This is a genomic window from Nonomuraea rosea (assembly GCF_039539705.1).
Lineage (GTDB): Bacteria > Actinomycetota > Actinomycetes > Streptosporangiales > Streptosporangiaceae > Nonomuraea > Nonomuraea rosea.
Map to the genome: position 1 here is coordinate 52,627 of NZ_BAABDQ010000050.1, position 25,253 is coordinate 77,879.

At 69.4% G+C, this 25,253-nt stretch carries 21 protein-coding genes; 5 read left to right on the forward strand and 16 right to left on the reverse strand.

All coding sequences use genetic code 11. The features are described from left to right. The 10 genes from ABEA43_RS58610 to ABEA43_RS58655 form a co-directional block, all read right to left on the reverse strand. Entirely contained in the window at nt 1-1,143 is a 1,143-nt protein-coding gene (locus ABEA43_RS58610; RefSeq protein WP_345576583.1) for a YcaO-like family protein, read from the reverse strand. Further along, entirely contained in the window at nt 1,140-2,189 is a 1,050-nt protein-coding gene (locus ABEA43_RS58615) for a SagB/ThcOx family dehydrogenase (RefSeq protein WP_345576585.1), read from the reverse strand. The genes ABEA43_RS58610 and ABEA43_RS58615 overlap by 4 nt, the downstream gene beginning before the upstream one ends. A 95-nt stretch (nt 2,190-2,284) precedes the next feature. Further along, complete coding sequence (locus ABEA43_RS58620) at nt 2,285-2,413, reverse strand: hypothetical protein (protein ID WP_345576587.1); 129 nt, start codon at nt 2,411-2,413, stop codon at nt 2,285-2,287. 129 nt (nt 2,414-2,542) lie between these two features. Next, nucleotides 2,543-2,935, reverse strand: a complete 393-nt coding sequence (locus tag ABEA43_RS58625) for an STAS domain-containing protein (RefSeq protein ID WP_345576589.1) — start codon at nt 2,933-2,935, stop codon at nt 2,543-2,545. A 540-nt stretch (nt 2,936-3,475) separates the two neighbouring features. Then, nucleotides 3,476-3,742: a hypothetical protein gene (locus ABEA43_RS58630; RefSeq protein ID WP_345576591.1), complete on the reverse strand. Its 267-nt coding sequence runs from the start codon at nt 3,740-3,742 to the stop codon at nt 3,476-3,478. 131 nt (nt 3,743-3,873) lie between these two features. Then, a complete protein-coding gene (locus ABEA43_RS58635; RefSeq protein ID WP_345576593.1) occupies nt 3,874-5,349 on the reverse strand; it encodes a glycoside hydrolase family 130 protein in 1,476 nt (491 codons plus the stop codon). Continuing rightward, complete coding sequence (locus ABEA43_RS58640) at nt 5,346-6,350, reverse strand: glycosyltransferase (protein ID WP_345576595.1); 1,005 nt, start codon at nt 6,348-6,350, stop codon at nt 5,346-5,348. Before ABEA43_RS58640 ends, ABEA43_RS58635 begins: the two co-directional genes overlap by 4 nt. Then, nucleotides 6,347-7,474, reverse strand: coding sequence for a glycosyltransferase (locus tag ABEA43_RS58645; protein WP_345576597.1), 1,128 nt, complete (start codon nt 7,472-7,474; stop codon nt 6,347-6,349). The genes ABEA43_RS58640 and ABEA43_RS58645 overlap by 4 nt, the downstream gene beginning before the upstream one ends. 273 nt (nt 7,475-7,747) lie before the next feature. Beyond that, nucleotides 7,748-10,519 carry an ATP-binding protein gene (locus tag ABEA43_RS58650; protein ID WP_345576599.1) on the reverse strand — a complete coding sequence of 924 codons (2,772 nt, stop codon included), beginning with the start codon at nt 10,517-10,519 and terminating at the stop codon, nt 7,748-7,750. 75 nt (nt 10,520-10,594) lie between these two features. After that, a complete protein-coding gene (locus ABEA43_RS58655; protein ID WP_345576601.1) occupies nt 10,595-10,996 on the reverse strand; it encodes a hypothetical protein in 402 nt (133 codons plus the stop codon). A 100-nt stretch (nt 10,997-11,096) separates the two neighbouring features. Here ABEA43_RS58655 and ABEA43_RS58660 point away from each other — a divergent pair, with 100 nt between their 5' ends. After that, nucleotides 11,097-11,546 (forward strand): MarR family winged helix-turn-helix transcriptional regulator, encoded by a 450-nt coding sequence (locus ABEA43_RS58660; protein ID WP_345576603.1) that lies wholly within the window; start codon nt 11,097-11,099, stop codon nt 11,544-11,546. Between the two features lie 101 nt (nt 11,547-11,647). Here the strand turns inward: ABEA43_RS58660 and ABEA43_RS58665 are convergent, their stop codons facing one another. After that, the gene (locus ABEA43_RS58665) at nt 11,648-13,141 is read right to left on the reverse strand and encodes an arabinofuranosidase catalytic domain-containing protein (RefSeq protein ID WP_345576605.1); all 1,494 of its coding nucleotides are present in this window, start codon (nt 13,139-13,141) and stop codon (nt 11,648-11,650) included. A 140-nt stretch (nt 13,142-13,281) separates the two neighbouring features. Next, nucleotides 13,282-13,479, reverse strand: coding sequence for a hypothetical protein (locus ABEA43_RS58670; protein WP_345576607.1), 198 nt, complete (start codon nt 13,477-13,479; stop codon nt 13,282-13,284). Nucleotides 13,480-13,874: 395 nt separating this feature from the next. Here ABEA43_RS58670 and ABEA43_RS58675 point away from each other — a divergent pair, with 395 nt between their 5' ends. The 4 genes from ABEA43_RS58675 to ABEA43_RS58690 all read left to right on the forward strand — a co-directional run bounded on the left by ABEA43_RS58675 (nt 13,875) and on the right by ABEA43_RS58690 (nt 19,894). Continuing rightward, nucleotides 13,875-14,300 carry an RICIN domain-containing protein gene (locus tag ABEA43_RS58675; protein ID WP_345576609.1) on the forward strand — a complete coding sequence of 142 codons (426 nt, stop codon included), beginning with the start codon at nt 13,875-13,877 and terminating at the stop codon, nt 14,298-14,300. A gap of 5 nt (nt 14,301-14,305) precedes the next feature. Next, on the forward strand, nt 14,306-16,318 hold the full coding sequence (locus ABEA43_RS58680) for a family 43 glycosylhydrolase (RefSeq protein ID WP_345576611.1): 2,013 nt from the start codon (nt 14,306-14,308) through the stop codon (nt 16,316-16,318). A 56-nt stretch (nt 16,319-16,374) separates the two neighbouring features. Continuing rightward, nucleotides 16,375-17,808, forward strand: coding sequence for a non-reducing end alpha-L-arabinofuranosidase family hydrolase (locus ABEA43_RS58685; RefSeq protein WP_345576676.1), 1,434 nt, complete (start codon nt 16,375-16,377; stop codon nt 17,806-17,808). Nucleotides 17,809-18,106: 298 nt separating this feature from the next. After that, nucleotides 18,107-19,894 (forward strand): acetolactate synthase large subunit, encoded by a 1,788-nt coding sequence (locus tag ABEA43_RS58690; protein WP_345576678.1) that lies wholly within the window; start codon nt 18,107-18,109, stop codon nt 19,892-19,894. Nucleotides 19,895-19,911: 17 nt separating this feature from the next. On the opposite strand, the gene ABEA43_RS58695 is transcribed toward ABEA43_RS58690, so the two are convergent. The 4 genes from ABEA43_RS58695 to ABEA43_RS58710 all read right to left on the reverse strand — a co-directional run bounded on the left by ABEA43_RS58695 (nt 19,912) and on the right by ABEA43_RS58710 (nt 25,179). Next, entirely contained in the window at nt 19,912-21,462 is a 1,551-nt protein-coding gene (locus ABEA43_RS58695; protein WP_345576613.1) for an AMP-binding protein, read from the reverse strand. A gap of 37 nt (nt 21,463-21,499) precedes the next feature. Continuing rightward, on the reverse strand, nt 21,500-23,419 hold the full coding sequence (locus ABEA43_RS58700; RefSeq protein ID WP_345576615.1) for a flavin-containing monooxygenase: 1,920 nt from the start codon (nt 23,417-23,419) through the stop codon (nt 21,500-21,502). An 84-nt stretch (nt 23,420-23,503) separates the two neighbouring features. After that, a complete protein-coding gene (locus ABEA43_RS58705) occupies nt 23,504-24,139 on the reverse strand; it encodes a TetR/AcrR family transcriptional regulator (protein ID WP_345576617.1) in 636 nt (211 codons plus the stop codon). Nucleotides 24,140-24,231: 92 nt separating this feature from the next. Continuing rightward, nucleotides 24,232-25,179 carry a helix-turn-helix domain-containing protein gene (locus tag ABEA43_RS58710; RefSeq protein ID WP_345576619.1) on the reverse strand — a complete coding sequence of 316 codons (948 nt, stop codon included), beginning with the start codon at nt 25,177-25,179 and terminating at the stop codon, nt 24,232-24,234. Nucleotides 25,180-25,253 lie beyond the last annotated feature (74 nt).

The window sequence follows — 25,253 nt, forward strand, 5'->3', positions numbered from 1 at the left end:
CTAATGCTCCCTCCGCGCCGTGCCGGGGACGACGACGTGGACCACCGGGATCCCTACGTCGGGGCGCGTGTGGTCGACATAGATCGGCTCTGCCCGCGTCCGCGTGAGCAGGCGCGTCGCGACGAGGTCGATGTCCGCACGGACTGAGGTGCCGCTGTCGTCTCGACGCCCGTAAGGGGTCTTCGCGGCTGCTGCCCATCGGGCGGCCCTCGCGTCGATGCCGGCGTGAGAGATTCGCGCCGACGTGTAGATGGAGCCAGGGAGATCGTCCCTGGCGCCGGCTATCGCGGTGAGGCGAGATTGCGCCGCCTCGGTGAGCGCCCGGCTCAGTGCGACGTCGCTGTCCGTATGGCAGCCCGAGCCCCGGAAGACGACCGGGAAGTCGTGGCTCAGGATCAGCGCCTTGAAGCAGGGCAGGCGATAGACGTTGCCGATGTCCTCGATGCGGAGGCTGATGCCGGCGTCATGGAAGCGCTGCACCAGCTCACCGGGATAACCCCCGACCGACCCGGGAAGAATCGGCACCCGTTCGCCGTCCGACGCCAGCACGTCGCGCTCCACCACCTCCAGGAGTCCGTGGAGCAGGGCTTCTTCGAGGGTGTTGCCGCTGGCCAGCCCGTTCGTCGAGGGGCGGAAGAGGGGAACGGTCCAGCGGTCTCGCACGGTGCCGTCGAGACGGATGGCCTCGTACGGCAGCCATCGGGGGCGCTCATCGTCGCGGGGACCGGGAAGGACAGGCTTCGCGGGAGCCCAGTCGAGGCGCGTTCGCGCGGTCAGCAGGCTGCCGTATGCGAGCGGAAGTCGCCGGGGGTCGTAGGTGAGCTCCGATCCGAGGCCTTCGGCGGTGTCTCTTCGCACGCTTATGCCGGCGGTCTCCGCGTGCCAGAGTTCGATCGACTCCATGACCGCCGATGCCTTGGCCAAGGCGTCGGTGAGGCCCTTTCCCTGCGATACGGAAAGGGTGGTGGACATGGGTCTGCAGGCCTGCCAAACCGGTATGCCGATATGGTCGAGACCGGTGATGTCGGCTATTCGGGTGATGCCGATGCGCGGCAGGTGCGGGGCGACCCGGCTCAGCGTTTCGTCGGGCGGGACGGTCCGATGCGTGCCGGCTCTCACCGCCTTCTGCTGCCCGTGATTCATGTACGGTCCGCGCCGGGTCCGGTCCCTATCACCGCGCAGCCCATGACGAGCTCTGTGGCGCCGTCCAATTCCAGGAGCTGGGAAAGTGTTTCGTCGCGCAGCGCTGCGGTGAACGTACAGGAAAGCCCCATCGCCGCCGTGAGGAGATAGACCGTCTGGCTCAGATGCCCCACGTCGTAGTGCAGGATGCGGTAGGAGCGGGAGATTTTGTATTTCCATTTGTTCCGGGCGAACACACTGGTGAAGAAGATGTACGCGGACGCGTCGCGGGTCCAGGTCTGATCCGCGCACACCCGCACCAGCAGGTCGTCGGCGAGTGGTGCGGTCAGGCGGTCGAGCAGCCGGTTCTTGGCGTCGTAGTGGTAGAGCCCCTCCGGAACGCCGGCCACTCTGCGCGCGTAGACGTAGAGCTCGGTCGGATGCCTGCCGCCGCCGGACGGGCTCGTCTTGAGCGTCGTCTGGCTGAGCCCGCTGCTCCTGATGGGCGACGCGGTGATCGACAGGAGGGCCGCCAGCTTGTCGCGCGGGATGTCGTCGCCGGAGTAGGAGCGCACGCTGCGCCGGGTATAGAGCAGCGTCAGGAGATCGCGTTCGACGAGTGCGCCGGCAGCGGGGATGTCTGCGGCGAACGGGATGCTGTCGAGCGCGTTCTCGTGCTTCTTGAACGCCGGCGGAGGAGGCTCTGCCTCCAGCTTGCGCTGAAGCTGCTCGTCCTGCTCGGCTTCGGACAGGAACATGTTCGAGTCGAGGAACTGCGTCGAGTAGTGGAACGCCCTGGCGATGGGCGACCAGGGGGCCCACGCCGCGCTCATCCGGCTTTCGTGGAGGTCGCGAGGGGAGCCCAGCTCGACGAGGATGTCCGCGCCGATGAGTGCCCGGATGACGCGCTCGGCATGCTCGCGGCCCTTGGGATCGTCGTGCTCGGCGAGCGCCTGCGCTATTTCCTTCGGGCGTCTGAAGGCTGCCAGGAATTTTTCCGTGCCACTCGCCAGAGCGACTTGCCGATGACTCAGGTAATCGTCCCAGACGAGATATCCGTCGTCCACATAAAGGACGCCACAGGTTGAAGTCCGATACATCACTTTCCTCTGTCGAGGAGTTGGGGCGACGGGGCTGCCTGCCGCCCCAACAGGCTTTTCGGCTACTGCAGTTCGAAGCTCTTCCAGTTGGGGCTGTAAGAGTCGAGGGACTTCTCCGTCTGGGCGTAGCCGTCGGTCCTGGCCTCGAAAGCGAGGTCCGCGTCGGTGGGGAATGCGATCTGGCTGGGCATGGTGAATCCTTCCCGCGATCATCTTGCTTTGCCATGTGAATTTATCAAGATGCTGGAAGGGCCGTCAAAGTAATTAATAGCGGGCGCATTTAGCGAGAAATATCGCCATATTGTCCGGCGGGCATCGCCTTACATCACGGGCAGACTGCGGTCCAGGCCGGTGATGTGCAGCAGCTTGTACATGGCTGGGCGGGGCGCCGCCAGCGCCAGCGTGATGCCCATGAACCGGGCGCGACGCTGGATGCCGACGATGACGGCCAAGCCGGAGGCATCGCAGAAAGACACCGCGGACAAGTTCAGGACCAGCAGAGGCGTGCTGGATTTCAGAACGTCCTCCAGACGCGTGCGCAGGTTCGCGCTGGTGTACATGTCGATCTCGCCGGACAGGCCGACGGTGGTCGGCTTCGATCGGTCGGCCGTGCCGAGCGGGAAGGCGTCGGTGAGAGTCGTGCGACTCTGGGACCGGGGAAGGGACGTGGGAGGCCGCTGATCGACTTGACCGTTTCGGCGCGGGCCGCTCACAGCTGGTATGTCCTGATCGATGAGGTGTCCTCCCTCGTTCTCCCAGTCGGCGAAGGCGTCGGCCTTCGGTGCGCCGGTGACCAGCCGGAGGCGAGCCTTGGAGTCGGTCGCGCGCGGCGCACCAGGGGCGCCCAGCGGCGTGGGACGCGTAAGAAGTGTCATGATCGTTGGCCTGCCCGGCCCTGTCCACGAGCCGATCGTCTATCGCCGGGGGCGACGCCGACCTGAACGCCAACGCTCGAGAAATCCTCGGTAATTCCAGGGTAAGACCGGATGTCGAAACAGTATTTCTTCGGGAGGTAAAATACGGCTATTTTTTTCGAAACGTGCGAGCTCTCGGTTAATGTCCGCGAATGGCAACTGCCCTTTTATGTTGATTTCCAAGGCAACGTTGGCATTCAGGTCGGCGTCGCGTCCACGTGCAAGGACGCGCAGGCTGCTGCGCGTCAACGGCCTGGGCCACCGCTTCCTGATCATGGCGTGACCGGCACGGCGGCCATGCGCGTCATCCCAGGCCGGACGCGCGAACCCCGCGCGCCTTCAGCCTGTGGGCCCCAGCCTGGCGATGCGTTGCTCGCGCACGTCCTTCAGTGCCCGCAGATAGCCGATCTCCATGGCACGGCAGATCAGGTTGTTCATCTCGGCAGAGCCGTCGAGCCGTCCCCAGCTGGAGAACTCGTTGGACACCGCCTCATCGGCCGACCGCTCGTCGCCCGCATCACCGGGACGTGGCCCGTCGTAGCGGATCCGGCCGATGAACTCGCTCCACTCCTCCAGCTCAGCACGCGCGCCATCCTCGTTGCTCATACAGGCCATCGTGACCCATGATCACCCTCTTCGCGAGCCTCCCCGGCGTGCGCGGTGCTCGTTCGTTGTGCGTCCGGGGTCATGACGGCGCCGTTCGGTCAGCCGCCGGTCAAGGTGATCAGCGAGCCGCCTCAATCTGGTGGGCGCATCGCTTCGATGAGAGGGGTGAGCGGCACACGGGCGAACCCGATGCGCATGTCGCTCGCCCCGTACGGGAGCCACACGGCGTCATCGTGGATCAGGCCGCCGCAGGAGTACACGACGTTCGGCACATAACCGTCGCGTTCGGTGCCGTCGGCGGTGAGGAGGGGGCCTGGGAGCTCGGCGACGACACGGTGCGGCTGGCGGGAGTCGAGCAGCAGGGCTCCGATGGCATAGTCGCGCATGGGGCCGACCCCATGGATGAGGACGAGCCAGCCGAACCTGGTCTCCATGGGAGATCCGCAGTTGCCCGCCTGGATGAGCTCCCAGCCGCGACCGGGCAGGTGCAGCGGGACCGGTTGCTGCCACCGGTTGTGCCGGTCGAGGACGGTGAGACCGATGGTCTCGCCATCGGAGCGGCACAGCGCCAGACTGCGTCCGCCGACCGGGCGCGGGAACAGTGCCATCCCCTTGTTGGCGGAGGCCGGGCCGCGCATGGGGGTGATCTCGAAATGGCGCAGGTCATCGCTCGTGATCAGGTGAGAGCGGATGTTCCGCCCGTCGTAGGCGGTGTAGGTGGCGCGGTAGGACGGCCTGCCGTCCTCGTCGATGATCCGTACGAATCGTGCGTCCTCCATGCCGTTGCGCTCGGCCTCGGTCGCCGGCCAGAGCACCCGCCGATGCAGTGGCAGATCGGCGGGAAAGGCCACCGCGTACTCCGAGCGCGTCGCGCGGCGCAGCTCCTCCAAGGTTCGCTGCGTGGTGGTACGGGTGAGCAGGTCGGCGGGCAGTTGTGTGGTCGCGCGCTCGAAGTCGTCGTCGCTGAATCGCTCCGGCAGGGATCCCAGCATGGTGGCCGAAACCTCGGTGTCCCGGGCGTCGTCGGAGATTCCGGCGGCGAGCAGGTCTCTCCTGTGGTGGGTCGCGTGACGGCGTCCGACGGACAGGGGCCCGATGCGGTCGTTGATCGTCAGGTCGGAGCCCGGGCCGAGCACCGCCGCCGCGAAGCCGATGGATGACAGATGTCCCTCGCCGATCTGCCGCAGACTGATCGCCGCGCGGAGCTGTCCGGGGCGCAGGCCGGACTGGTCGGGGTGGGGGACGATCGACGGGTTGCACAGCGCCGCGCCCTCCACCGCGTATTCGTGGCTGAAGTAGGCGCCCACGAGAAGCCGAGCCGGCAGGGACAGCTCGGTCTCGCGCGGGACGCGATGGCGGACCAGATCGTGGTGGTGGGCGAAGGTCGTTTCGAGGTCGTCGTGACGACCGCCGAATCGCCGCAGCGTCTCCTGGAGCAGCTCGGTTGTCTTGTCCTCGCCGAGGAGCATGATGCGATCGATCAGCGCGGCGGCGCGGGAACGGGTGAGCGCGGCGTCCTCCCCGGGCACGAAGAGCTTGATGATCACTCTTCGCGGGTCCGGAGTGAGCGTCGGGCCGATTCGGGTGGCCAGATCCCCTGCGGTCACGGCAGGCGCCGCTCGTGCTGCATGGTGGAGATCAGCGCGAGAGTCGATTCGGCTCCCTGGTTGAGGTTGGGGCCTTGTTCGGTCAGGCCGTCGTAGCCACCGCCGGTCGCGGGGCTCCACATCGCCGCCCCGGCGTCGTTGGCGCCGTGAAACCACGCCACCGCCCGTCGTACCCGCTCATGCCACGCGTCGTCGCCGGTCACCTGGGCGGCGGTGGCGCAGGCGTCGGCGAGCGCGGCCACCTCGATCGGCTGCTGGTCGTAGCGGGATCGCGGCGCGTCCCGCCGCCAGCCGGCGACGGGCACGACGGAGAGCCGGCCCTCCGTCGTCTGGATGTCGCACAGCCAGGTGAGCATGTTCAGGCCGCTGGTGAGCAGCGGCCGGTCGCCGCTGAGGTCTCCGGCGGCGATGACCACCTCGGCGAGCGCGGCGTTGGCATAGGTCAGGTACGGCTGCGGCCACGGCCAGGAGGGATCCTCCGCGGGGGCGCCGACGACCTCCGCGGCGTCCATCAGCAGGCTCGCGGCCGCGCTGTGGTCCGGGGTGACGCGCAGGACCTCGGCCGCGCCGAGCCCGGCGAAGGCCATGGCGCGCGGATGCGGGGAGCGCTGCTCTGCGCCGAGGACGAAGGCGTGCAGCGCGTCCTGCCGGACCCAGGGAGTGGAGTTGCGGGCCGCGGCCGTGCCCAGGCCCCACATCGCTCTCCCCCACCAGTCGCCGACGCCCGGCCGGTCGCTCCAGCGCCGATCGAATGAGAGCCGGTTGTGGAACGCGCCAGAGGGATCCTGGGCGTGCGTGAGGAAGGCCAAGTAGCAGTCGGCGAGCCGGGAAAGACGGTGGACCGGGCTCGGTTCGCGGCTGGCGACGACGAGGCCACGGGCGACGTCGTCGGTGCAGTACCCGTGGTGGCGCAGGACGACGGCGTGCCGGGCATGCTCGAACACACCGGTGTCGTCGCTCAGCCGCAGCAGGTGTTTGAAGCCGGGCGTGGGGGCCCTCATGGCAGCATCGCGGCCGCCGCGACGGGCCGCTCGGCGAGAAGCGATCGCGCGAGGCTGTCGTACCGGGCCGCGACCGCGGGCCACAGCAGGGTCGGGATCAAGGCGCGGGTACGGCCGGTGACATCGCTGACCGACCGGGGGTCGGTGATGACCCGGCGGATGGCGGCGGCGAGCTCGGCGGGGTCGCCATGCGGGACGATCAGGCCGGGACCGCCGGTGAGCAGCTCCACGGCATGCGGAAAGGCTGTGGCCACGACCGGCACGCCCGCGGCCACGGCCTCGATGAGGACACCGGACGTGACCTGCTCCGCCGAGTCATAGGGCAGCACGACGACGTCGGCCGAACGCACCAGTTCACTCAGCGACTCCTGGTCCCGGTAGACCGGGTCGTGCCGGACGGCCTTGGACACGCCGATGCGGGCGGCGAGCTCGTACAGGCTGTCGCGGTAGGCCTCGCCCTGATGCTCCAGCACCTTGGGGTGGGTCTTGCCGGCGATCGTGTACATGGGCGGCGGGTCGAGGTCTCCGAGGAGCGCGAGCGCGCGCAACGCCCATTCGATGCCCTTGCCGGGGCCGAGCAGTCCCCAGGTGAGCAGGTGTGGACGGGAGTGGCGCCGAGCAGGAACCCGCATGTGATCGGCGGCTCCGTGCGGGATGAGGGACACTTTGCCGGCATCGACCCGGTATCCGGTCGTCAACCGGTCACGGGCGGTGCCGGTCATGGTCACCAACGCGTCGGCGGCGTCCCCGATCTCCTCCAGCAGGGCTTTCTGCCGGGGCGTGGGCCTGGCCAGGACGGTGTGCAGCACCACGATGCTCGGCATGGCGAGACGGCACAGCAGCGGCACGACGTCCTCGCCGTCGGAGCCGGGGTAGATGCCGTACTCGTGCTGCACGATGGCCACGTCGAAGTCCTCGAGAGCGGCGGCGGCGTCCTCCCAGCCGCCGCGCCTGCCAGGAGTCCAGGTGTGCACAACTCCGGGCGGTGGCCGTTCGTCGTCGCCTTCCGCGGTGACGCGAACGATCCCGCCCCTGGCGAACTGGGCGGCCAGGGCCGAGTTGAAGGTCGCCAGTCCGCACTCAGTCGGCGGATGCGTGCTGAGAAAGCCATAAGTGCGGGGCAATTTCCTGCCTTCCAGAAAATGGACGCACCAGAATGGACACCGATGCGGCACGCGGTGAAGACGCCTGAAGAATCGAGCCTCTCACCGGGGGCCCGCCCTCATACGGGGGCCCGGCTGCCGCGACTCCTCAGCCGATGGAGGGCCTGCGGTGGAGTGACACTATCAGGCGCAAAATTGATTAAGGACATTCAGCTACATAAGCCGCAAAAGCCCAGAAAAGGTAGATACGTGCCAGGTCGCTGAACGGGCGCGCTCACACTCGCCCGCGTCGGTTCAGGTCTTGGGTGGCACGCAGCCCAGCTCGGCCAGCCCCCGTATCCCCTCGTCCGCCCGGCCAGGGAGCAGCAGCAGGGTGCAGGCGTGTTCGAAGCGGGCGTCGATTCGCTCCCAGATCTCCAGGGCTATGCGGAATTGGCCGTGGTCCTCGTGCAGGCGGCCCCTGGCGCGGGCCAGGCAGGCGGCGGCCCAGTCGTTCTCGTCCGCGCTCGTGGCCGCCAGCCGGTCGGCCGCCCCCGGGAGACCGGCGACCACCGCCAGCTCCGCCACGATCGCCGCCCGGTACGGCGCCGTCGCCGCTGTCGGGCTGCCGGTCAGGGCGGAGTCGACGAGCTCGGCCGCCTTTTCGAAGCGTCCGTGGTGCAGCGCCAGCCTGGCATCGGCGAAGGCCGTGAAGCGGGCGTACCGTTGCCGGTCAGGTGGGTTGAGCGCGCGTGAGCGCCATAGGTGCGCGGCGTCGCTGTCACCGCGCAGGCCGTGGGCGAGCGCGAGGGCGCCGACCGCGGGGCCGAGCTGCGGGCCGAACGGCCGGTCCACCCGTTGCCAGCCTTCCCACATCTTGGTCTCCAGGCTCATCGCCTCGTCGAACCGGCCGGTGAGGACCAGCGGCGTGATCAGGTGAGCAGCCGCCAGGTAGGAGCCTCCTACCAGGTCGTCGTCCATGGCCTGGCGGGCGACGTTCAAGGCGGCCGGCAGATCGCCCACGCTGAGCAAGCCGTAGAACGCCATCCTGAAGGTGTCCACGATTTCGGGGCAGGCGGCGGGGGCGTGCCGTGGCAGGCTCTCCAGCAGAGACAGACGCCGGCCGGTGACGCGGCAGGCGTGGCGCCGCCTTTCGCTCTGGAGCGCGGCGAGGGTCTCGATGTCCAGTGCCGCGCTGAGGAGCACGGGGTCCCCGGTCGCTCGCGACGCCTCCACCGCTGCGGCGATCGGCGCCGGATCCGCCCGGTCGCCCCTCGCGGCCGTCCTGGGTGCCTGGGCATGAGCAGGGGCCGCGGTCGCCATCCAGGCTGCCGCGGCGGCCAGGTGCGCCGCCACCGTCGGGTTCGCCGGGTCGCCGGCCGCCCGTGCCTGCGCCAGCAGCCCGGCCTTGCTCGCGTACGGCACCACTTCCTCGAACTCGGCGTGATGGCGGCAGGCGGCGCTGACGGCGCAGGCCAGCGTGATGGCCGTCAGGTCGCCGTCACCCGTCTCGCGCGCCCGGCCGACGGCCTTGAGCAGCAGCTCGAACGGCTGCCGTCCGATATCACCGACCGCGAACGTGCAGTCGGCCGCGGCGCGCAGGTCGGCCACCGCCTCCCGTGGGGTCGGTGCCCGCCGCGCCGCCGTCTCGTAGTGGCCGAGCGCCTCCTCAAGGAACCGGCGCGCGTACGTCAGGTGACCGAGCGAGCGGGCCAGCCGGTGCGGCAGGTGTCCGGGCCCGTCCGGCGCCCAGGCCAGGGCGCTGCGCAGGTTGTCGGCGACGGCGTCGAAGTCGTCGCGCCAGGAGTCGGCGGGCCGGCCGTCCGCCGCTGTCTCCAAGCGCGCTTCCAGGGCCGTCGCCACTCCCGCGGCCCATTCGAGGTGCAGCCGCCCGGCCGCTTCCCGCTCGCCCGCCTGGTCGAGCCGCTCCGCGGCGTAGGCCCGTACGGTCTCCAGCAGCCGCCACCTGGCCGCGCCGGAGCGGTGGCGTACGATGAGCAGGTTCTTGTCGGCCAGGCGGCCGAGCAGGTCGGCCGCCGCGCTCCCCGCCAGGCCGGGGGTGACGGCCACGACGGACTCCAGGTCGAACGGCCCCGCGAAGACGGCCAGCCGCCGGAACAGCGCCCGCTCCTGCTCGTCCAGGAGCTCGTGGCTCCAGCCGATGACCGCGCGCAGCGAGTGGTGCCGCTCGTCGGCGCCCCGGCCGCCGACCAGCAGACGCAGGTGATCGTCCAGTCCGACCAGCAGGGCATCGACCCCCAGCGCGGCCACCCTGGCCGCGGCCAGTTCGATGGCCAGCGGCATCCCGTCGAGCCTCGCGCACAGCAGCGCGAGCGTGGCGGGGTCGGCGGTGAAGCCCGGATCCGCCGCGGTGGCCCGGTCGAGGAAGAGCAGCTCGGCGTGCGAGGTGAGCGGCACCGGTGCCACCATGGCCGACGTCAGGGGGAAGGGCAGCAGGGGGAGGCAGCGTTCGCCGGGCACGCCGAGGCGTTCCCTGCTGGTGGCCAGGATCCGGGTGCCGGGGCAGCGGCTGAGCATCTGCTTGGTGAAGCGGGCGACGGCGTCGATCACATGCTCGCAGTTGTCGAGGATCAACAGCACCTCGCCCGTACCGAGCCGTTCGGCGATGGCCTCGTGCAGGTGCAGGTCCGGGCGTTCGGTGACGCCCAGTGCGGCGGCCACCGCCTGGGCGACGTACGCCTCCCCGACGGGCACCAGGTCGACGAACACCCCTCCCGAGGAGAACGCGCCCACCTCGATCGCCAGCCGCGTCTTGCCGACGCCACCGGGTCCCACCAGCGTCACCAGCCGCGCGGCTTTCAGCGCCTCCAGCAGCCGCTCGCGCTCGGCGCCACGGCCGATGAACGTGGTCAGCGGCACCGGCAGGCCGGCGATGCCGGGAGGCGCGGCCGATCCCCGCCCGGCCAGCTTGCCGAGCTCCCGCCGGTTGGTGACACCGCATTTACGCAGCAGGGACGACACGTGGTTCTCCACCGTGCGGACCGACAGGTGCAGGTGAGCGGCGATCTCCGCGTTGGACAGCTGCGCGCCGACCAAGGTCAGCACCTCTGCCTCACGCTTGGACACACCACCTGAAAACTGGACGGACACGGGCCCATCATGCCCTGGCGCGACTTGCGGAGTGGTCCGCACGGCGAAGGGTCAGGCCTCGCGCTCGCGGGTGACGAGCCGGGCGGCGAGCAGTCCCAGCACGACGATGCAGGTCAGGTCGAACCAGCTGCTCAGCGGCGACAGATCCCCGCGGATCGCCGCGTTGGGCAGAATGAGCGCGAGGAACGTGGCCTTGCCGGCCACGGCGGCCAGGGCGGCCGCGAGGCGCACCGGAGGGTGGAAGGCGGCCCACATGATGGCGGCCCCGAGCAGCAGCTGCAGCATGCCGCGGTGCTGCAGCAGGGCCTGCGTCATGGGAGTGGGGTCGGACACGCCGTAGTTCCAGTCGAGGATGCCGACGTTCAGGAGGGCGACGGCGGGCAGTGTGGTGATCGCGCCGATCAGGATGAGAACGACACGCAGGGCAGGCTCGCCACGGGAAGACAGCGTCATGAGAGCTCCTTGAGCGGCACTATTCGTCAGCCTGGCTGACGAATTTCCGTCAGTCTAGCTGACGATTATCGCCGGGCTCAAGGGCTCTACATTGGACGGCATGAGCAGGCGCGGCGCAGCAGAGCGGATCTCCATGGCCACCGGCTACCTGCTGGCGCGGCTCGGCGACTTCGCGCGGCAGCGCATCGAGGACGAGGCCGGCGGCTGGGGCCTCACCGGCAAGGAGCTGCGCGTACTCGCCTACGCGCACGACGCCTCCATGTCGCAGCGCGACCTGACGGCGGTGGCCCGCATGGACCGCACCACCATGACGGAGGTCATCAACACGCTGGAACGACTGGGGTATGTGCGCCGCGTCCGCAACACCGCCGACCGCCGCAAATACCTGGTCACGGTGACCGAGGACGGCGCGCGCACAGTGGAGGCGGTGCTGGCGCACATGGCGAAGGTGGAGGCCGACTTCCTCGGTACGCTGACACCCGCCGAGCGCTCGCTGCTGAACGACATGGTCGCCCGCCTGTTCGCCGCTCACGACCCCGATCGCGCGTAGCCGGACGCCACCACGGCAGGCGTGCCGCGATCACTGCCCGATCTGCCGGCGGCGGCCGAGGCGGTGCGCCCCGGAGAGGCGGCACCGCCCGCTCGCTGCCTCTACGGTGCGATCGACCAGAGCTGGCAGGGGTTGTTGAGCCACATCCACAGCCGGGCCGGCGTGCCGTTCGCCGTACCGCAGTTCTCGTCGTCGAGCACCATGCCGCTGTTCTCCACCACGAGCTCGTAGCGGCCGTTGCCCGCGGGGATGACCGCCCACTGCTGGCACGTGTTCCCGAGCGACTGCCACAGGTTGACGGCCGTGCCGAGGGCCTGCCCGCAGTTGACCGCGTCGAGCACCTTGCCGGCGTTGACGTTGGTGATCGTCCACTTGTTCGCACCGACGCTGTTGAAGCGCCACTGCTGGCACGTGTTGCCGAGCGACTGCCACTGGTCGACCTGCGTGCCGTTGGCCGTGCCACAGTTGACGGCGTCGAGCACCTTACCGCTGGTGAGGTTCGTGAGCCGGTAAGTGGCTCCGTTCACGGGGAAGGTGACGCTCTTGCCGTAGCCGACGGAGACGACGTTGGCCTGCACGGCGTTCTCCGTGGCGTCGGTCGGATAGCCGCTGGTCATGACGCCTTCGAAGAACGATCCGACAGAGCCGTTGCTGTTGTCGCCGCCGATGCCGAGGATGATCGCGCCCTGCTTGGTCATCGGCCGGTAGCCCGCCTGGGTCGGCAGTCCGCCGTTGTACCGCGTCGCCAGGCTGCCGGACTGCGCGTTGCCGTCCTTGATGGCGTACGTCGTGGTGCCGTTGTTCTTCAGCATCGCCGTCACGAACGCGGAGTTGCGGCCGGTGTTCGCGGTCCAGGAGCCGTTGCCGCCGGCGAACAGCCCGTTCTCCAGGTCCGCCGCGACGCGCGGTCCGGCCGCGCACGGTGCGAACCAGCACAGCGTGCCGAAGTAGATCGCGTCCATGTCGCCGTTGCCGGTGTCCAGGTTGTTGGTCTCGGCGTTGCCGTAGTCGAAGCAGCAGCGGTCGTTGACGTGGGTGCCCTCGGTCACCATGTACATGCCCTCGGGCTGGCTGCCGGTGGCGACGCCGTTCGTCGCGTTGTTGCGGTAGCCGTTGCCTGCGGAGATGTAGACGCCGTAGACCTTGTGGCCGCCGGCCGTCACGGGCAGGGCCGCCGCGTTCGCGCCCTGGTCGGGGGTGGGATTGGCGCCGCCACCTGGCGCGATCGTGAGGTCGTTGTGGCGCGGCGTCTGGTCGTAGATGCGGACGATCGTGCAGTACGTGCCGGAGCAGAAGGAGTCCTGGGTCGCGGCGTTCGCGTAACCGCCGGCGCTGAGCACGCCGATGTTGGTCGTCGCGCCGTCGGACCAGCGCCGCACCTGGTAGAGAGCGCCGTTGTAGGAGCCGAAGAGCGCGCGGGTGGTGCTGTGCGCGGCGACGCACGGCGTGCCGCCGCTCGCGTAGATGTCGCAGGACAACGTGCCTGCCGCCTGTGCCGTGCCCGAGACGGCGACCAGCGTGGTGACGACGACCGCCACCAAGGAGGCGACGGTGACGGCTGTTCGCCGCCATTGGCGCAGAGACCAGAAACCCATGGTGTGCCTTTCGTGTGTATGCGAGGCAGCGCAGTCCCCGGCGGGTGACATCGGAGGAAAGAGTCGTTTGTTAGCGCTAACATCTATACCCATTAAGCGGCATTGTTAGCGCTAACATTTTTGGGTGCACGCGTTTGGAGTTATTCAGCTATAACATCCAGGTTTCCGCCGTGTTTCGAGCAAAGTGTCATCAACGACGCGGCGACTGTCAATACCTGGCGGAACTGCCCCTTCACCTGGCCGCTTGTTCGCGACAACGCCTCCGACAGAAAGATAAAGCCTCTATTACCGCTAATTAACCGCCATTGGCTAAGAAACTTAATCAAGATCAGCTTCACGGAACCCATCAGACGCCGTCCAGCAGGCCATCCCAATGAGCCATAAGCCGACATATCGGCATAAAGCGGACAGAAACTTTCGGTTCCTGCACCGTTCGTAACGCCGACACGGCGCTCCCCGGCAGACCGCAAACCGGCTCAACCTGGCATCCACTTCCCTGTTGCCAACCGGTAGCTTCTGTGAAACTTTCACATGCGCAGGCAGTGCGACGTGATCTCCTCCCGGACGAATGTCCAGGCGGGGCAACGTCCCGGCGGCAATGCCCAGGTCGGCAAGGACCACCCCTCGTTGACGCCAGATCTGACCGTCGGATGTACTCCGCGACAACGCACTCAGTTGGAGTAGGCCACGTTTTCCTGCAAGACCGAATGTTAACGCTAACAAGGAGCTCCACATGTCCTTGGCCGTGCGGGTGGTCATGAAGGCCGCCAACGACAACCCGAACGTGCAAGCCGTCACGTACGGCCCGGTCGTGTTGTCAGGCGACTACGGCGACACCGGTCTGTCGCCGGCCCCGGCCCTGACCGCCTCGTCGATCACCCGGACCAGCACCTCGTCGTTGGCCTTCACCGCCACGGCCAGCGGGCTGGCGCTCGGCATCCAGAACATGTCCACCGCCGACGGCGGCCTGGCCGTCCAGCGGGCCGACAACGGCACCGCCGACCACCGCTGGCGGCTCCGCTACGGGCCGGGCGCCGCGTTCCGCGTCCAGTGCGCCAACGGCGGCCGGGGCCTCGGCCTCGGCGGCACGTCCCAGGGCGCGCAGGTCGTGCTCGCCGACGACAACGGCTCGAACAACAACCTCTGGAGGTTCCTGTGAGGCGCGTGCTCGCGGTTCTCTCGTCGCTGCTTCTCGTGTGCGTGGTCCTCACGGCCCAGGCGTCGGCCGCGACGGTCGACACCAGCGCGTGGTACGTCCTGGTCAACCGCAACAGCGGCAAGGCGCTGGACGTGTACAACCTGTCCACCGCCGACGGCGGCCGCATCACCCAGTGGACCCGCAACGACCAGAACCAGCAGCAATGGCAGTTCGTCGACTCCGGCGGCGGCTACTACCGGCTCAAGTCCCGCCACTCCGGCAAGGTGCTCGACGTCTACAACTGGTCGACCGCCAACGGCGGCGCGATCGTCCAGTGGGCCGACGGCAACGGCACCAACCAGCAGTGGCGGCTGGCCGACAGCACGGGCGGCTACGTTCGGTTCATCTCGCGCCACAGCAGCAAGGCCCTGGAGGTCCAGGGCGCCGCCACCGCCGACAACGCCGGCATCGTCCAGTACGACGACTGGGGCGGCACCAACCAGCAATGGCAGCTCGTCCAGGTCGGCAGCGGCCCGAGTCCTGGCGGCACTTACACCAACCCGGTCGTCTGGCAGGACTTCGCCGACGGCGACATCATCCGGGTCGGCGACGCCTACTACTACTCGGCCTCGACGATGCATTACTCGCCCGGCGCGCCGATCCTGCGCTCCTACAACCTGGTCGACTGGGAGTACGCCGGCCATTCGGTGCCGAAACTCGACTTCGGCTCGGGCGCCTACGACCTCAACGGCGGCCGGGCGTACGTGAAGGGCATCTGGGCCTCGGCCCTGAACTACCGCCCCAGCAACAGCAGCTACTACTGGATGGGCTGCGTCGAGTTCAACCGGACCTACGTCTACACCGCCTCCGCCGTGGACGGCGCCTGGACCAAGCGCTCACAGATCAACAACTGCTACTACGACGCCGGTCTGCTGGTCGACACCGACGACACCATGTACGTCGCCTACGGCAACGGCACCATCAGCGTGGCGCAGCTGTCGGCCGACGGGCTCAGCCAGGTGCGCGCCCAGCAGGTGTTCCAGACCCCGAGCAGCGTCGGCACCCTGGAGGGCTCCCGCTTCTACAAGCGGGGCGGCTACTACTACATCTGGCTGACCCGCCCCGCCAACGGCCAGTACGTCCTGCGCTCCACGTCACCGTGGGGCCCGTACGAGATGCGCCAGGTCCTGCTCGACCTGCCCGGCCCCATCGCCGGCGGCGGCGTCCCCCACCAGGGCGGGCTCGTCCAGACCCAGAACGGCGACTGGTACTACATGTCGTTCGTCGACGCCTACCCCGGCGGCCGGGTCCCGGCGCTCGCGCCGATCACCTGGACCGGCGACTGGCCGGCCGTGCAGACCGTGAACGGCGGGTGGGGCGCCACCTACCCGAGGCCGAACATCCAGACCAGCAGGACCGTGGCGTCCATGATCGGCCCCGACACCTTCACCTCGGGCACGCTCGGCCACCGCTGGGAATGGAACCACAACCCCGACACCAGCCGCTTCTCCACCGGCAGCGGCCTGCGCCTGCAGACCGCGACCGTCACCAACGACCTCTACACCGCGCGTAACACGCTGACCCACCGCATCCAGGGCCCGTCGTCCACGGCGACGATCGAGCTCGACTACGCGCAGCTGGCCAACGGCGACCGAACCGGGCTGGCGATGCTGCGCGACCAGTCGGCCTGGATCGGCGTCAAACGCGACAACGGCGTCAACCGGGTCGTGCTGACCAACGGGCTGAGCATGAACGGCTCGTGGCAGACCACCGGCACCGGCACCGAGGCGGCGAGCGCGAGCATCTCGGGCGGCCGGATCTGGCTGCGGGTCAACGCCGACATCCGGCCCGGTTCAGGCAGGCAGGCCCGCTTCTCCTACAGCACCGACGGCAGCACCTTCGTGAGCCTCGGCCCGGCCTTCACCCTGAACAACGCCTGGCAGTTCTTCATGGGCTATCGCTTCGGGATCTTCAACTACGCCACCCAGTCCCTCGGCGGCGCGGCGACCGTGCGCCGCTTCGACCTCACCACCCCCTGACAGCCGACGCATAGGAGCACATCGTGAAATTCAGATTCCCAGCCGTCCTCGCGGCGTTGGCCGCCTTACTGGTGAGCCTGTTCGTCGCCAATCAGAGCGCCAACGCGGCCACCGTCGACACCAACGCCTGGTACGTCCTGGTCAACCGCAACAGCGGCAAGGCCCTGGACGTCTACAACCTGTCCACCGCCGACGGCGGCCGCATCACCCAGTGGACCCGCAACGACCAGAACCAGCAGCAATGGCAGTTCGTCGACTCCGGCGGCGGCTACTACCGCATCAAGTCCCGCCACTCCGGCAAGGTGCTCGACGTCTACAACTGGTCGACCGCCAACGGCGGCGCGATCGTGCAGTGGGCCGACGGCAACGGCACCAACCAGCAGTGGCGGCTGGCCGACAGCACGGGCGGCTACGTTCGGTTCATCTCGCGCCACAGCAGCAAGGCCCTGGAGGTCCAGGGCGCCGCCACCGCCGACAACGCCGGCATCGTCCAGTACGACGACTGGGGCGGCACCAACCAGCAGTGGCAGCTCGTCCAGGTCGGCGGCGGCAACCCGAGCCCGACGCCCACGCCGACCGGTATGTGCGACCTTCCCTCGACGTACCGCTGGACCTCGACCGGCGTGCTGGCGACCCCGAAGTCGGGCTGGGTCTCGCTCAAGGACTTCACCGTCGCCCCCTACAACGGCAGGCAGCTCGTCTACGCGACGACGCACGACGCGGGAACGAGCTGGGGCTCGATGAACTTCAGCCTCTTCACCAACTGGTCCGACATGGCCTCGGCCAGCCAGAACACGATGTCTTCTTCCACCGTCGCGCCCACGCTGCTCTACTTCGCCCCGAAGAACATCTGGGTGCTGGCCTACCAGTGGGGCGGGACCGCCTTCTCCTACCGGACCTCCAGCGACCCGACCAATCCGAACGGCTGGTCATCGCAGCAGACGCTCTTCTCCGGAAGCATCACGGGCTCCGGAACAGGGCCCATCGACCAGACGCTCATCGGTGACAGCACGAACATGTACCTGTTCTTCGCCGGGGACAACGGCAAGATCTACCGGGCCGGCATGCCCATCGGGAACTTCCCGGGCAGTTTCGGCTCCACCTCGACGGTGATCATGAGTGACACGACGAACAACCTGTTCGAAGCCGTCCAGGTCTACAAGCTCCAGGGCCAGAACAAATACCTCATGCTCGTCGAGGCGATCGGCGCGCAGGGCCGCTACTTCCGCTCGTTCACGGCCACCAGCCTGAGCGGTTCGTGGACGCCGCAGGCCGCGACCGAGGGCAGCCCCTTCGCCGGCAAGGCCAACAGCGGCGCCACCTGGACCAACGACATCAGCCACGGCGAGCTGGTCCGCACCAGCGCCGATCAGACCATGACCGTCGACCCCTGCAGCCTGCGGCTGCTCTACCAGGGGCGCAGCCCCAGCTCCGGCGGCGACTACGGCCTCCTGCCCTACCGGCCGGGTCTGCTGACGCTGCAGCGCTGAAACTCGACGGCCCGTGGACCTGCCGGGGCACGATCACGCCCCGGCGGGTTCGCGCCCTTCCCAGCCTCGGGGGTGGTTGCCGATCAGTCGGCGCGGGCGCCTATAGTGGGCGGCGGAACCTGCGGAGACACCGGGCAGGCCCTGAAATCACGGGGTCGCGGGCGGGTTCCGTCGTTACTGCTTCGAGTGGATCCTCGTGCGGTTGTCTGCTCCGGCTCTCCATCGCGTCGCCCGATCCGTACGCGATCCGCTCTTCGCGGAATGGTGAGAGCCGTCCGAATCCGGCAACGCGCGACGTCTGCGAGCCCATCGGGACGACGCGCGCTCACATGAGGAAGACGCTGTGACAGAGACGATGACGGGTGCCCAGATCCTGATCCGGGCCCTGGAAGAAGCGGGCGTGGAGCTCATTTTCGGGATGCCGGGCGGGATGATCCTGCCCGCCTACGACCCGCTGATGGACTCCACGCGGTTGCGCCACATTCTGGTGCGCCACGAGCAGGACGCCGGTCACGCGGCGGCCGGCTACGCCACCGCGACAGGCCGGCCCGGGGTGTGCATGGCGACCTCAGGACCCGGCGCGACGAACCTGGTGACGCCGCTGTGCGACGCCGCGATGGATTCGGTGCCCGTGGTGGCGGTGACCGGCCAGGTCAGCCGCCCCCTGCTGGGCACCGACGCCTTCCAGGAGGCCGACATCTGCGGCATCACCCAGGGCATCACCAAGCACAACTGGCAGGTGCGCGCGGCCGTGGACATCCCGCGGGTGATCGCGGAGGCCTTCCACGTCGCCACCACCGGCCGCCCCGGCCCGGTCCTGGTCGACATTCCCAAGGACGTCCTGCAGGAGCACGCACCGTACGCGCACCCGGAGCGGATCGACCTGCCAGGAGTGCCCCAGACGCCGCGCCCGCACCAGCGCGGTCTCACGCAGGCGGCGGCCGCCCTGCGCGCGGCGCAGCGGCCGGTCCTGTACGCCGGCGGCGGGATCATCAAAGCCGGCGCGGCCGGCGAGCTGATGACCTTCGCCGAGCTCACGGGCATCCCCGTGGTCACCACGCTGATGGCCCGCGGCGCGTTCCCGAGCAGCCACCCGCAGAACCTGGGCATGCCGGGGATGCACGGCACGGTGCCCGCGGTCACCGCGTTGCAGCGAGCCGACCTCGTCCTCGCGCTGGGAGCCCGCTTCGACGACCGCGTCACGGGCGACCCGAAGACCTTCGCCCGGCACGCGAAGATCGTGCACGCCGACATCGACCCGGCGGAGATCGGCAAGAACCGCGCGGTGGACATCCCCATCGTCGGCGACGCCCGCGACGTCCTGACCGGCCTGACAGAAGCGGTCCGCCAGATCGGCGGCCCCACCCCCTGGCCGGCTTCCGGACCGTGGTGGGACACCCTCGAAGCCTTGCGCGCCGCCCACCCGATGACCTACGACCGGCCCGCCGACGGCTCGCTGGCGCCACAGCAGGTCATCGAGCGGATCGGGCAGCTCGCCGGCCCCGAGGCCCTCTACGTCTCCGGCGTCGGGCAGCACCAGATGTGGGCCAGCCACTACCTCCCGCTGGAGCGTCCCCGCTCGTTCCTGAACTCCGGCGGCGCGGGCACCATGGGATACGCGCTGCCCGCCGCGATGGGCGCCAAGCTGGCGTATCCCGGCACCGCCGTGTGGGCCGTCGACGGCGACGGCTGCTTCCAGATGACCTGCCGCACCCTGGCCACCTGCACCGTCGAGGGCGTCGCGATCAAGGTCGCGGTCATCAACAATTCCGGCCTGGGCATGGTGCGCCAGCTCCAGTCCCTGTTCTTCGACGACCGTCACTTCGGCGTCGACTGCAGCACCCCGCAGCTGCCGGACTTCGCCGCTCTGGGCGAGGCGTACGGCGGCGTCGGCCTGCGCTGCGACCACGCCGAGGACCTCGACGGGACCATCCGCAAGGCCATGGAGATCAACGACGTCCCGGTCGTCATCGACTTCCGCGTGAACCAGCAGGAGATGGTCTGGCCGATGATCGCGGCCGGAGCGTCCAACGACGACATCCGCATCGCCCGCGACACCGCTCCGACCTGGGACGCCGACTACTGAGCGCGCGCCGGTGAGGGTCAGATCTCGCGGGAGGCCTCCTGCCAGTAAGGGGCGCGGAGCAGGCGCTTGTACAACTTGCCGGTCGGGGTACGCGGCAGCTCGGGGAGGAAGTCGATCGATCGGGGCACCTTGTACCCGGCCAGCGACTTGCGGCAGTACGCCATCAGCTCCCCGGGCAGCTCGCCGGCCGCCTCGATGCCCTCCACCAGCTCGACGGCGGCTTTGACCTGCTCGCCGAACTCGTCGTCCGGGATGCCGAAGACCGCGACGTCCCGGACGGCCGGGTGCGTGATCAGCACGTGTTCGATCTCGGCCGGATAGATGTTCACGCCGCCACTGATGATCATGTCGATGGCGCGGTCGCACAGGAACAGGTAGCCGTCCTCGTCGAAGTAGCCGATGTCGCCGGTCGTGAACAGGCCGCCGGTGCGGTGGATCGAAGCGGTCTTGTCCGGGTCGCCCCAGTACTCGACGTCGTCACCGTTGGCGTACCGGAACCAGATCTCGCCCTGCTGCCCCTGGCCGACGGGGACGCCGTCGGAGTCCAGGATGCGGATCTCCGTCGCGGGCTGCGGGCGGCCGACACTGCCGGGCTTGGCCAGCCACTGCTCCGCGGCGATGATCGTGTTGACGCCCGCCTCGGTCGAGCCGTAGTACTCGTTGACCACCGGCCCCAGCCAGTCGATCATCTGCCGCTTGACCTGCGGCGAGCAGGGGGCGGCGCCGTGCCAGATCGCCGCCAGGCTCTCGCCGGAGAAGTCCTGTCTGGCGGCCGGATCCAGGCGCAGGAGGCGGACGAACTGGGTGGGCACCAGATGCACGTTGGTGATCGCGTGCTCGTCGATCAGGCGCAGGGTCTCGGCGGGGTCGAACGCGCGCCGCATGACGACGGAGCTGCCGCTCATGAACGCCATGAAGGAGAACATCCACTGCGCCGAGTGGTAGACCGGTCCCGCCAGCAGCGTGCGCGCGTCCCCGGGGAGCGAGAAGGTCGTGGCGAACCCGTCGGCGGCCAGCGCGAGGACGTCCACCGGCATCCCGACGATGGATCGCTTGCGGCTGACGCCCTTGGGACGGCCGGTGGTGCCGGAGGTGTAGAACATCGGGCTGCCCATGACCTGGGGCTCCGGCTCGCCCGCCGGGCCGGTGGCGAGGAACTCCTCGTACGGAAGGAAGCCCGGGATGCCGTCGCCGAAGGCGATCCGGGTGGGCAGGTCGAGCCCCTCGACGGCCTCGCCCGCCTGCGCGGCGAACGCCGGATCGGTGAACAGCACCCGCACGCCCGCGTCCCGCAACACGTAGCCGAGCTCCTGGGCGGCCCAGTGCCAGTTGACCAGCACGTAGCGCAGGCCGATGTGGCCGGCGGCCGCCATGACCTCGAAGTACTCGCGGCGGTTGGCCGAGTGGACGGCGATCGCGTCACCGGCGCTCAGCCCCGAGGCGAGCAGCGCGCCGGCCAGCCGGTCTACTCGCTCGTCGAGCTCGCGCCAGGTGGTGACGCCCTCCTCGTCCGCCAGCGCGATCTCATCGGGACGGGTCTCGGCGAAGCGCCGCAGCAATCGGGCCATCGTTGCTCTCCACTTTCATATCGCTGGACATACTGCGTCATAGGACGTGATAGTCGCCGAGGTCGGGCTCGCGGGTCCTCTCCCAGTACTCCATGAGGGTGAAGGGCCAGTTCTGCGCGACGCGGCCGAGTGCGTTCTTGTACCAGCTGTTCACCGAGGACACGCCCCAGGCCCGCTGCCGGTTGGCGGCGTCGATCAGCTCGTTGTACGCGTCGTGCACCTCCTCCCGGCACTCCAGCGCCCGGTGCCCGGCACGCAGCAACGAGCCCAGACATTCCAGGATGTAATGGGCCGCGCATTCGGAGAAGAAGATGATGCTGCCGTTGACGACGATGTTCGTGTTCGGCCCGTACATCAGGAACAGGTTCGGGAATTCCGGCACGGTCATGCCGAGGTAGGCGCGGGCGTCGCCGTTCCAGCGCTTGTGCAGGTCGGCCCCGTCGCGGCCGGTCACCGTCATCGGCATGAGGAAGCCGGAGGCGGAGAATCCGGTGGCGTAGACGATCACGTCGGCGTCGTGGTCGCCGTCGGCGGTGCGGATCCCGTGTTCGGTGATGCGGCTGATCGGGCCGGTGACCAGCGTGACGTTGTCCCGCTTGAGCGCGGCGGCCCACACGCCGTTGTCGCGCAGCATCCGTTTGGCGCCGAGCGGGTAGCCGGGGATCGCGGCGCGCAGCAGGTCCGGGCGGTCCGCGAACAGGTGCTCCAGGTACGCGGTCAGCAGAGCGCGCCGTTCGTCGTTGACCGCCGACACCGAACGTTCGCCGTCCTGCCACGCGGGATCGACGTACACGGCGGGCAGCCCGCCCTCCACGGTGCTCGCGAACAGCCAGAAGCGGTACCACCGCGCGTAGCCGGGAACGTGCTTGAACAGCCGGCGCAGGCCGCCCGCGACGGGGGCGTGGTAGTGGGGGGTGGGCCCGAGCCAGGGCGCGGTGCGCTGGAAGACGACCAGGCTGCCGGCCGTCCTGGCGATCTCGGGCACGAACTGGAAGGCGCTGGCTCCCGTCCCGATCACCGCGACCCGCTTGCCGGCCAGGTCGATGCCGTGGTCCCAGCGCGCCGAGTGGAAGCTCGGCCCGGCGAAGTCCTCCCTGCCCTCGATCCGCGGGTAGGAGGGGCGGTTGAGCTGGCCGACCGCCGAGATGACCGCCTGGGCGGCGAGGATCTCGATGCCGCCGTCCGGCGTCCGTACGCGGACCGTCCACGCGCAGGTCTCGTCGTCGAACTCGGCGGCCAGCACCTCGGCGCCGAACCTGATGTGCTCGCGGACGCCGCTGCGGCCGGCGAACCGCCGGAAGTAGTCCAGCAGCACGTCCTGGGTGGCGAAGTAGGAGGGCCAGTCGTCGTGGTCGAAGAAGGAATAGCCGTACAGGTGGCTGCTGACGTCGACGCGGCAGCCCGGGTAGGTGTTCTCCAGCCAGGTGCCGCCCACGTCGTCGTTCTTCTCGACGATCGTGTACGGGACGCCGGCCTGCCCCAGCCGGTGCCCGGCCAGCAGCCCGGACATCCCCGCACCGACGATGACGACGTGGAAGGGACGATCGGGAGCGAGCCGCTCCTTGCGCCACCGGGGAGCCGCCGGGTCGTCCCGCGTGGCGACTTCCTCGATCAGCAGCGGCAGGTAGCGCCCGGCGTCGGTGCCGGCCAGGAACCGGCCGGTGGCCAGCATCTCCTCCTCGTCCGCCGGCGTCTGCCGGAAGGAGCGGCGGCCGTCGCGGATCGCGCCGAGCGTGGCGAGCGCGAGCGCGCGCGCCTCGTCCTGCTGTGCCGGCGTGTAGCCGCCCTGGGGCATCAGCGGGTTGACCGTGGACGGGCGCAGGTGGTCCGGGAGCAGCGCCGGATCGCCGGTGGCGGTGGCCAGGGCGGCGAGCAGCGGTGGCAGCTCGGCGTCGAGGAGCGCTCCCCGGATCGCGTCGTCCGCGTCCGTGATCGGCTCGGCCGGGTCAAGAGGCATCGGGGCCCCTCTCAAATAGCTGTTCACGCCTTACTTGAAACGCTATTACAAGTTGAAATCACGTTTCAAGTACTGCACGGCGGGCTATTCGATCGGTTGGGCCAGCCGGCTGACCAGAGTGGCGAAGTAGTCGGTCAGCTCCGTCGCCTCCTCCCGCGTCGCGCACTCCACGATCTGCCGCGCGCCGGCGGCCACCACCCCGGTCACGGCGGCGGCCAGCGCCTCGCCGAACCGCCGACCCTCCAGCTGCAGCACGCCCATGTTCTGGTCGATCCACCGGCGCAGCCCGCTGCGGGCGATCGCGTCGAATCCGGGCGGGTTGTCGCCGGACAGGAACAGCCGGGCCAGGTCGCGTTCGTCCCAGCAGCCCAGGAGGTAGGCGCGCGCGCCGGCCAGATAGATCCGGAACGGGTCGCGCTCCCCCGCCTCCCGCGCCCCTTCGATGGCCTGCTGGGTGGCGGCCCAGAGCCACCCGGAATGGCGCCTGTGCAGCTCCAGGAAGAGGTGTTCCTTACCGCCGAACTGGTTGTACAGGCTGCCCACGCTGGTGCCGGAGCTCGCCACGATCTCCGAGATGGTGGCGCCCTCGAAACCGTTCGCGGCGAAGACCCGGCGGGCGCCGTCGAGCAGCGCGTTGCGCGTGGCCAGAGCGCGCTTGGACAGCGGCTGGCCGGGCGCGGCAGAGGAGGTTTCCTGCCGGGTGTCCGACGTGCGGGCCATCGCCGCCCCTCCCCCTGAACCAGCGGTCATGCCGGGCCCCAGTGTTTCACGGCCAGGGGTTGCGGTCAGGCTGAGCGCGGAGGGTCGCGGCCTCACGCCCGGAACGTGCGGCGGTAGGCGTCCGGCGGGACGCCGATCGTCCGGTGGAAGTGGCGGCGCAGGGTCGTCGCCGTGCCCATGCCCGCGGCCGAGGCGATGGCGTCGACGCTGTCGTCCGTGCTCTCCAGCAGCTCCTGCGCGCGGCGGATCCGCTGCGCCAGCAGCCACTGCAACGGGGTGGTGCCGGTGACCGCGTGGAAGTGGCGGGCCAGGTGGCGCGAGCTCATGTTCGCCTGGCTGGCCAGGTCCTCCACGGTGAGCGGCTGGTCCAGCCGGCGCATCACCCAGGGCAGCAGCTCGGCCAGGGGATGGCCGTCCTGGGCGGGCACCGGCGTGGAGACGAACTGGGCCTGGCCGCCGGCCCGGTGGGGCGGCACGACCAGGCGGCGGGCGACCACGTTGGCGATCGCCGAGCCGTGGTCGCGGCGGACCAGATGCAGGCACAGGTCCATCGCCGCGGCCTTGCCCGCGGAGGTGAGCACGCTGCCGTTGTCGACGTAGAGCACGTCGGGGTCCACCTCCACCCGGGGATAGCGCGCGGCCAGCTGTCCGGTGTGGGCCCAATGGGTGGTCGCGCGCAGCCCGTCCAGCAGGCCGGCGGCGGCGAGCACGAACGCGCCCGTGCACAGGGACACCACCCGCGCGCCCGACTCGTGGGCCGCGCGCACCGCTTCGACCAGGTCGGCCGGCGGGTCCTCGTCGACGTCCACCAGGGCGGGGACGATCACGGTGCCGGCGTGCGCCAGCCGGTCGAGCCCGCAGTCCGGCTCCACCAGGAACCGGCCGGCCCGGACGGCGTGCGTGCCGCACACCGTGACGTCGTACCAGGGGCCTGGCACGGCGTCAGGGGCGGAGCCGAAGACCTCGCAGGCCAGGGCCAGCTCGAAGTGCAGCATCCCGTCGGTGGCGGCGACCGCGACGGAGCGCGGGAAAGAGCTCATGTCGGAAATTGTACGGGTCACGTCGTTCCGGACACTGGGCACCGGTGGGCCGGCGGGACAGGATTGACGCACTG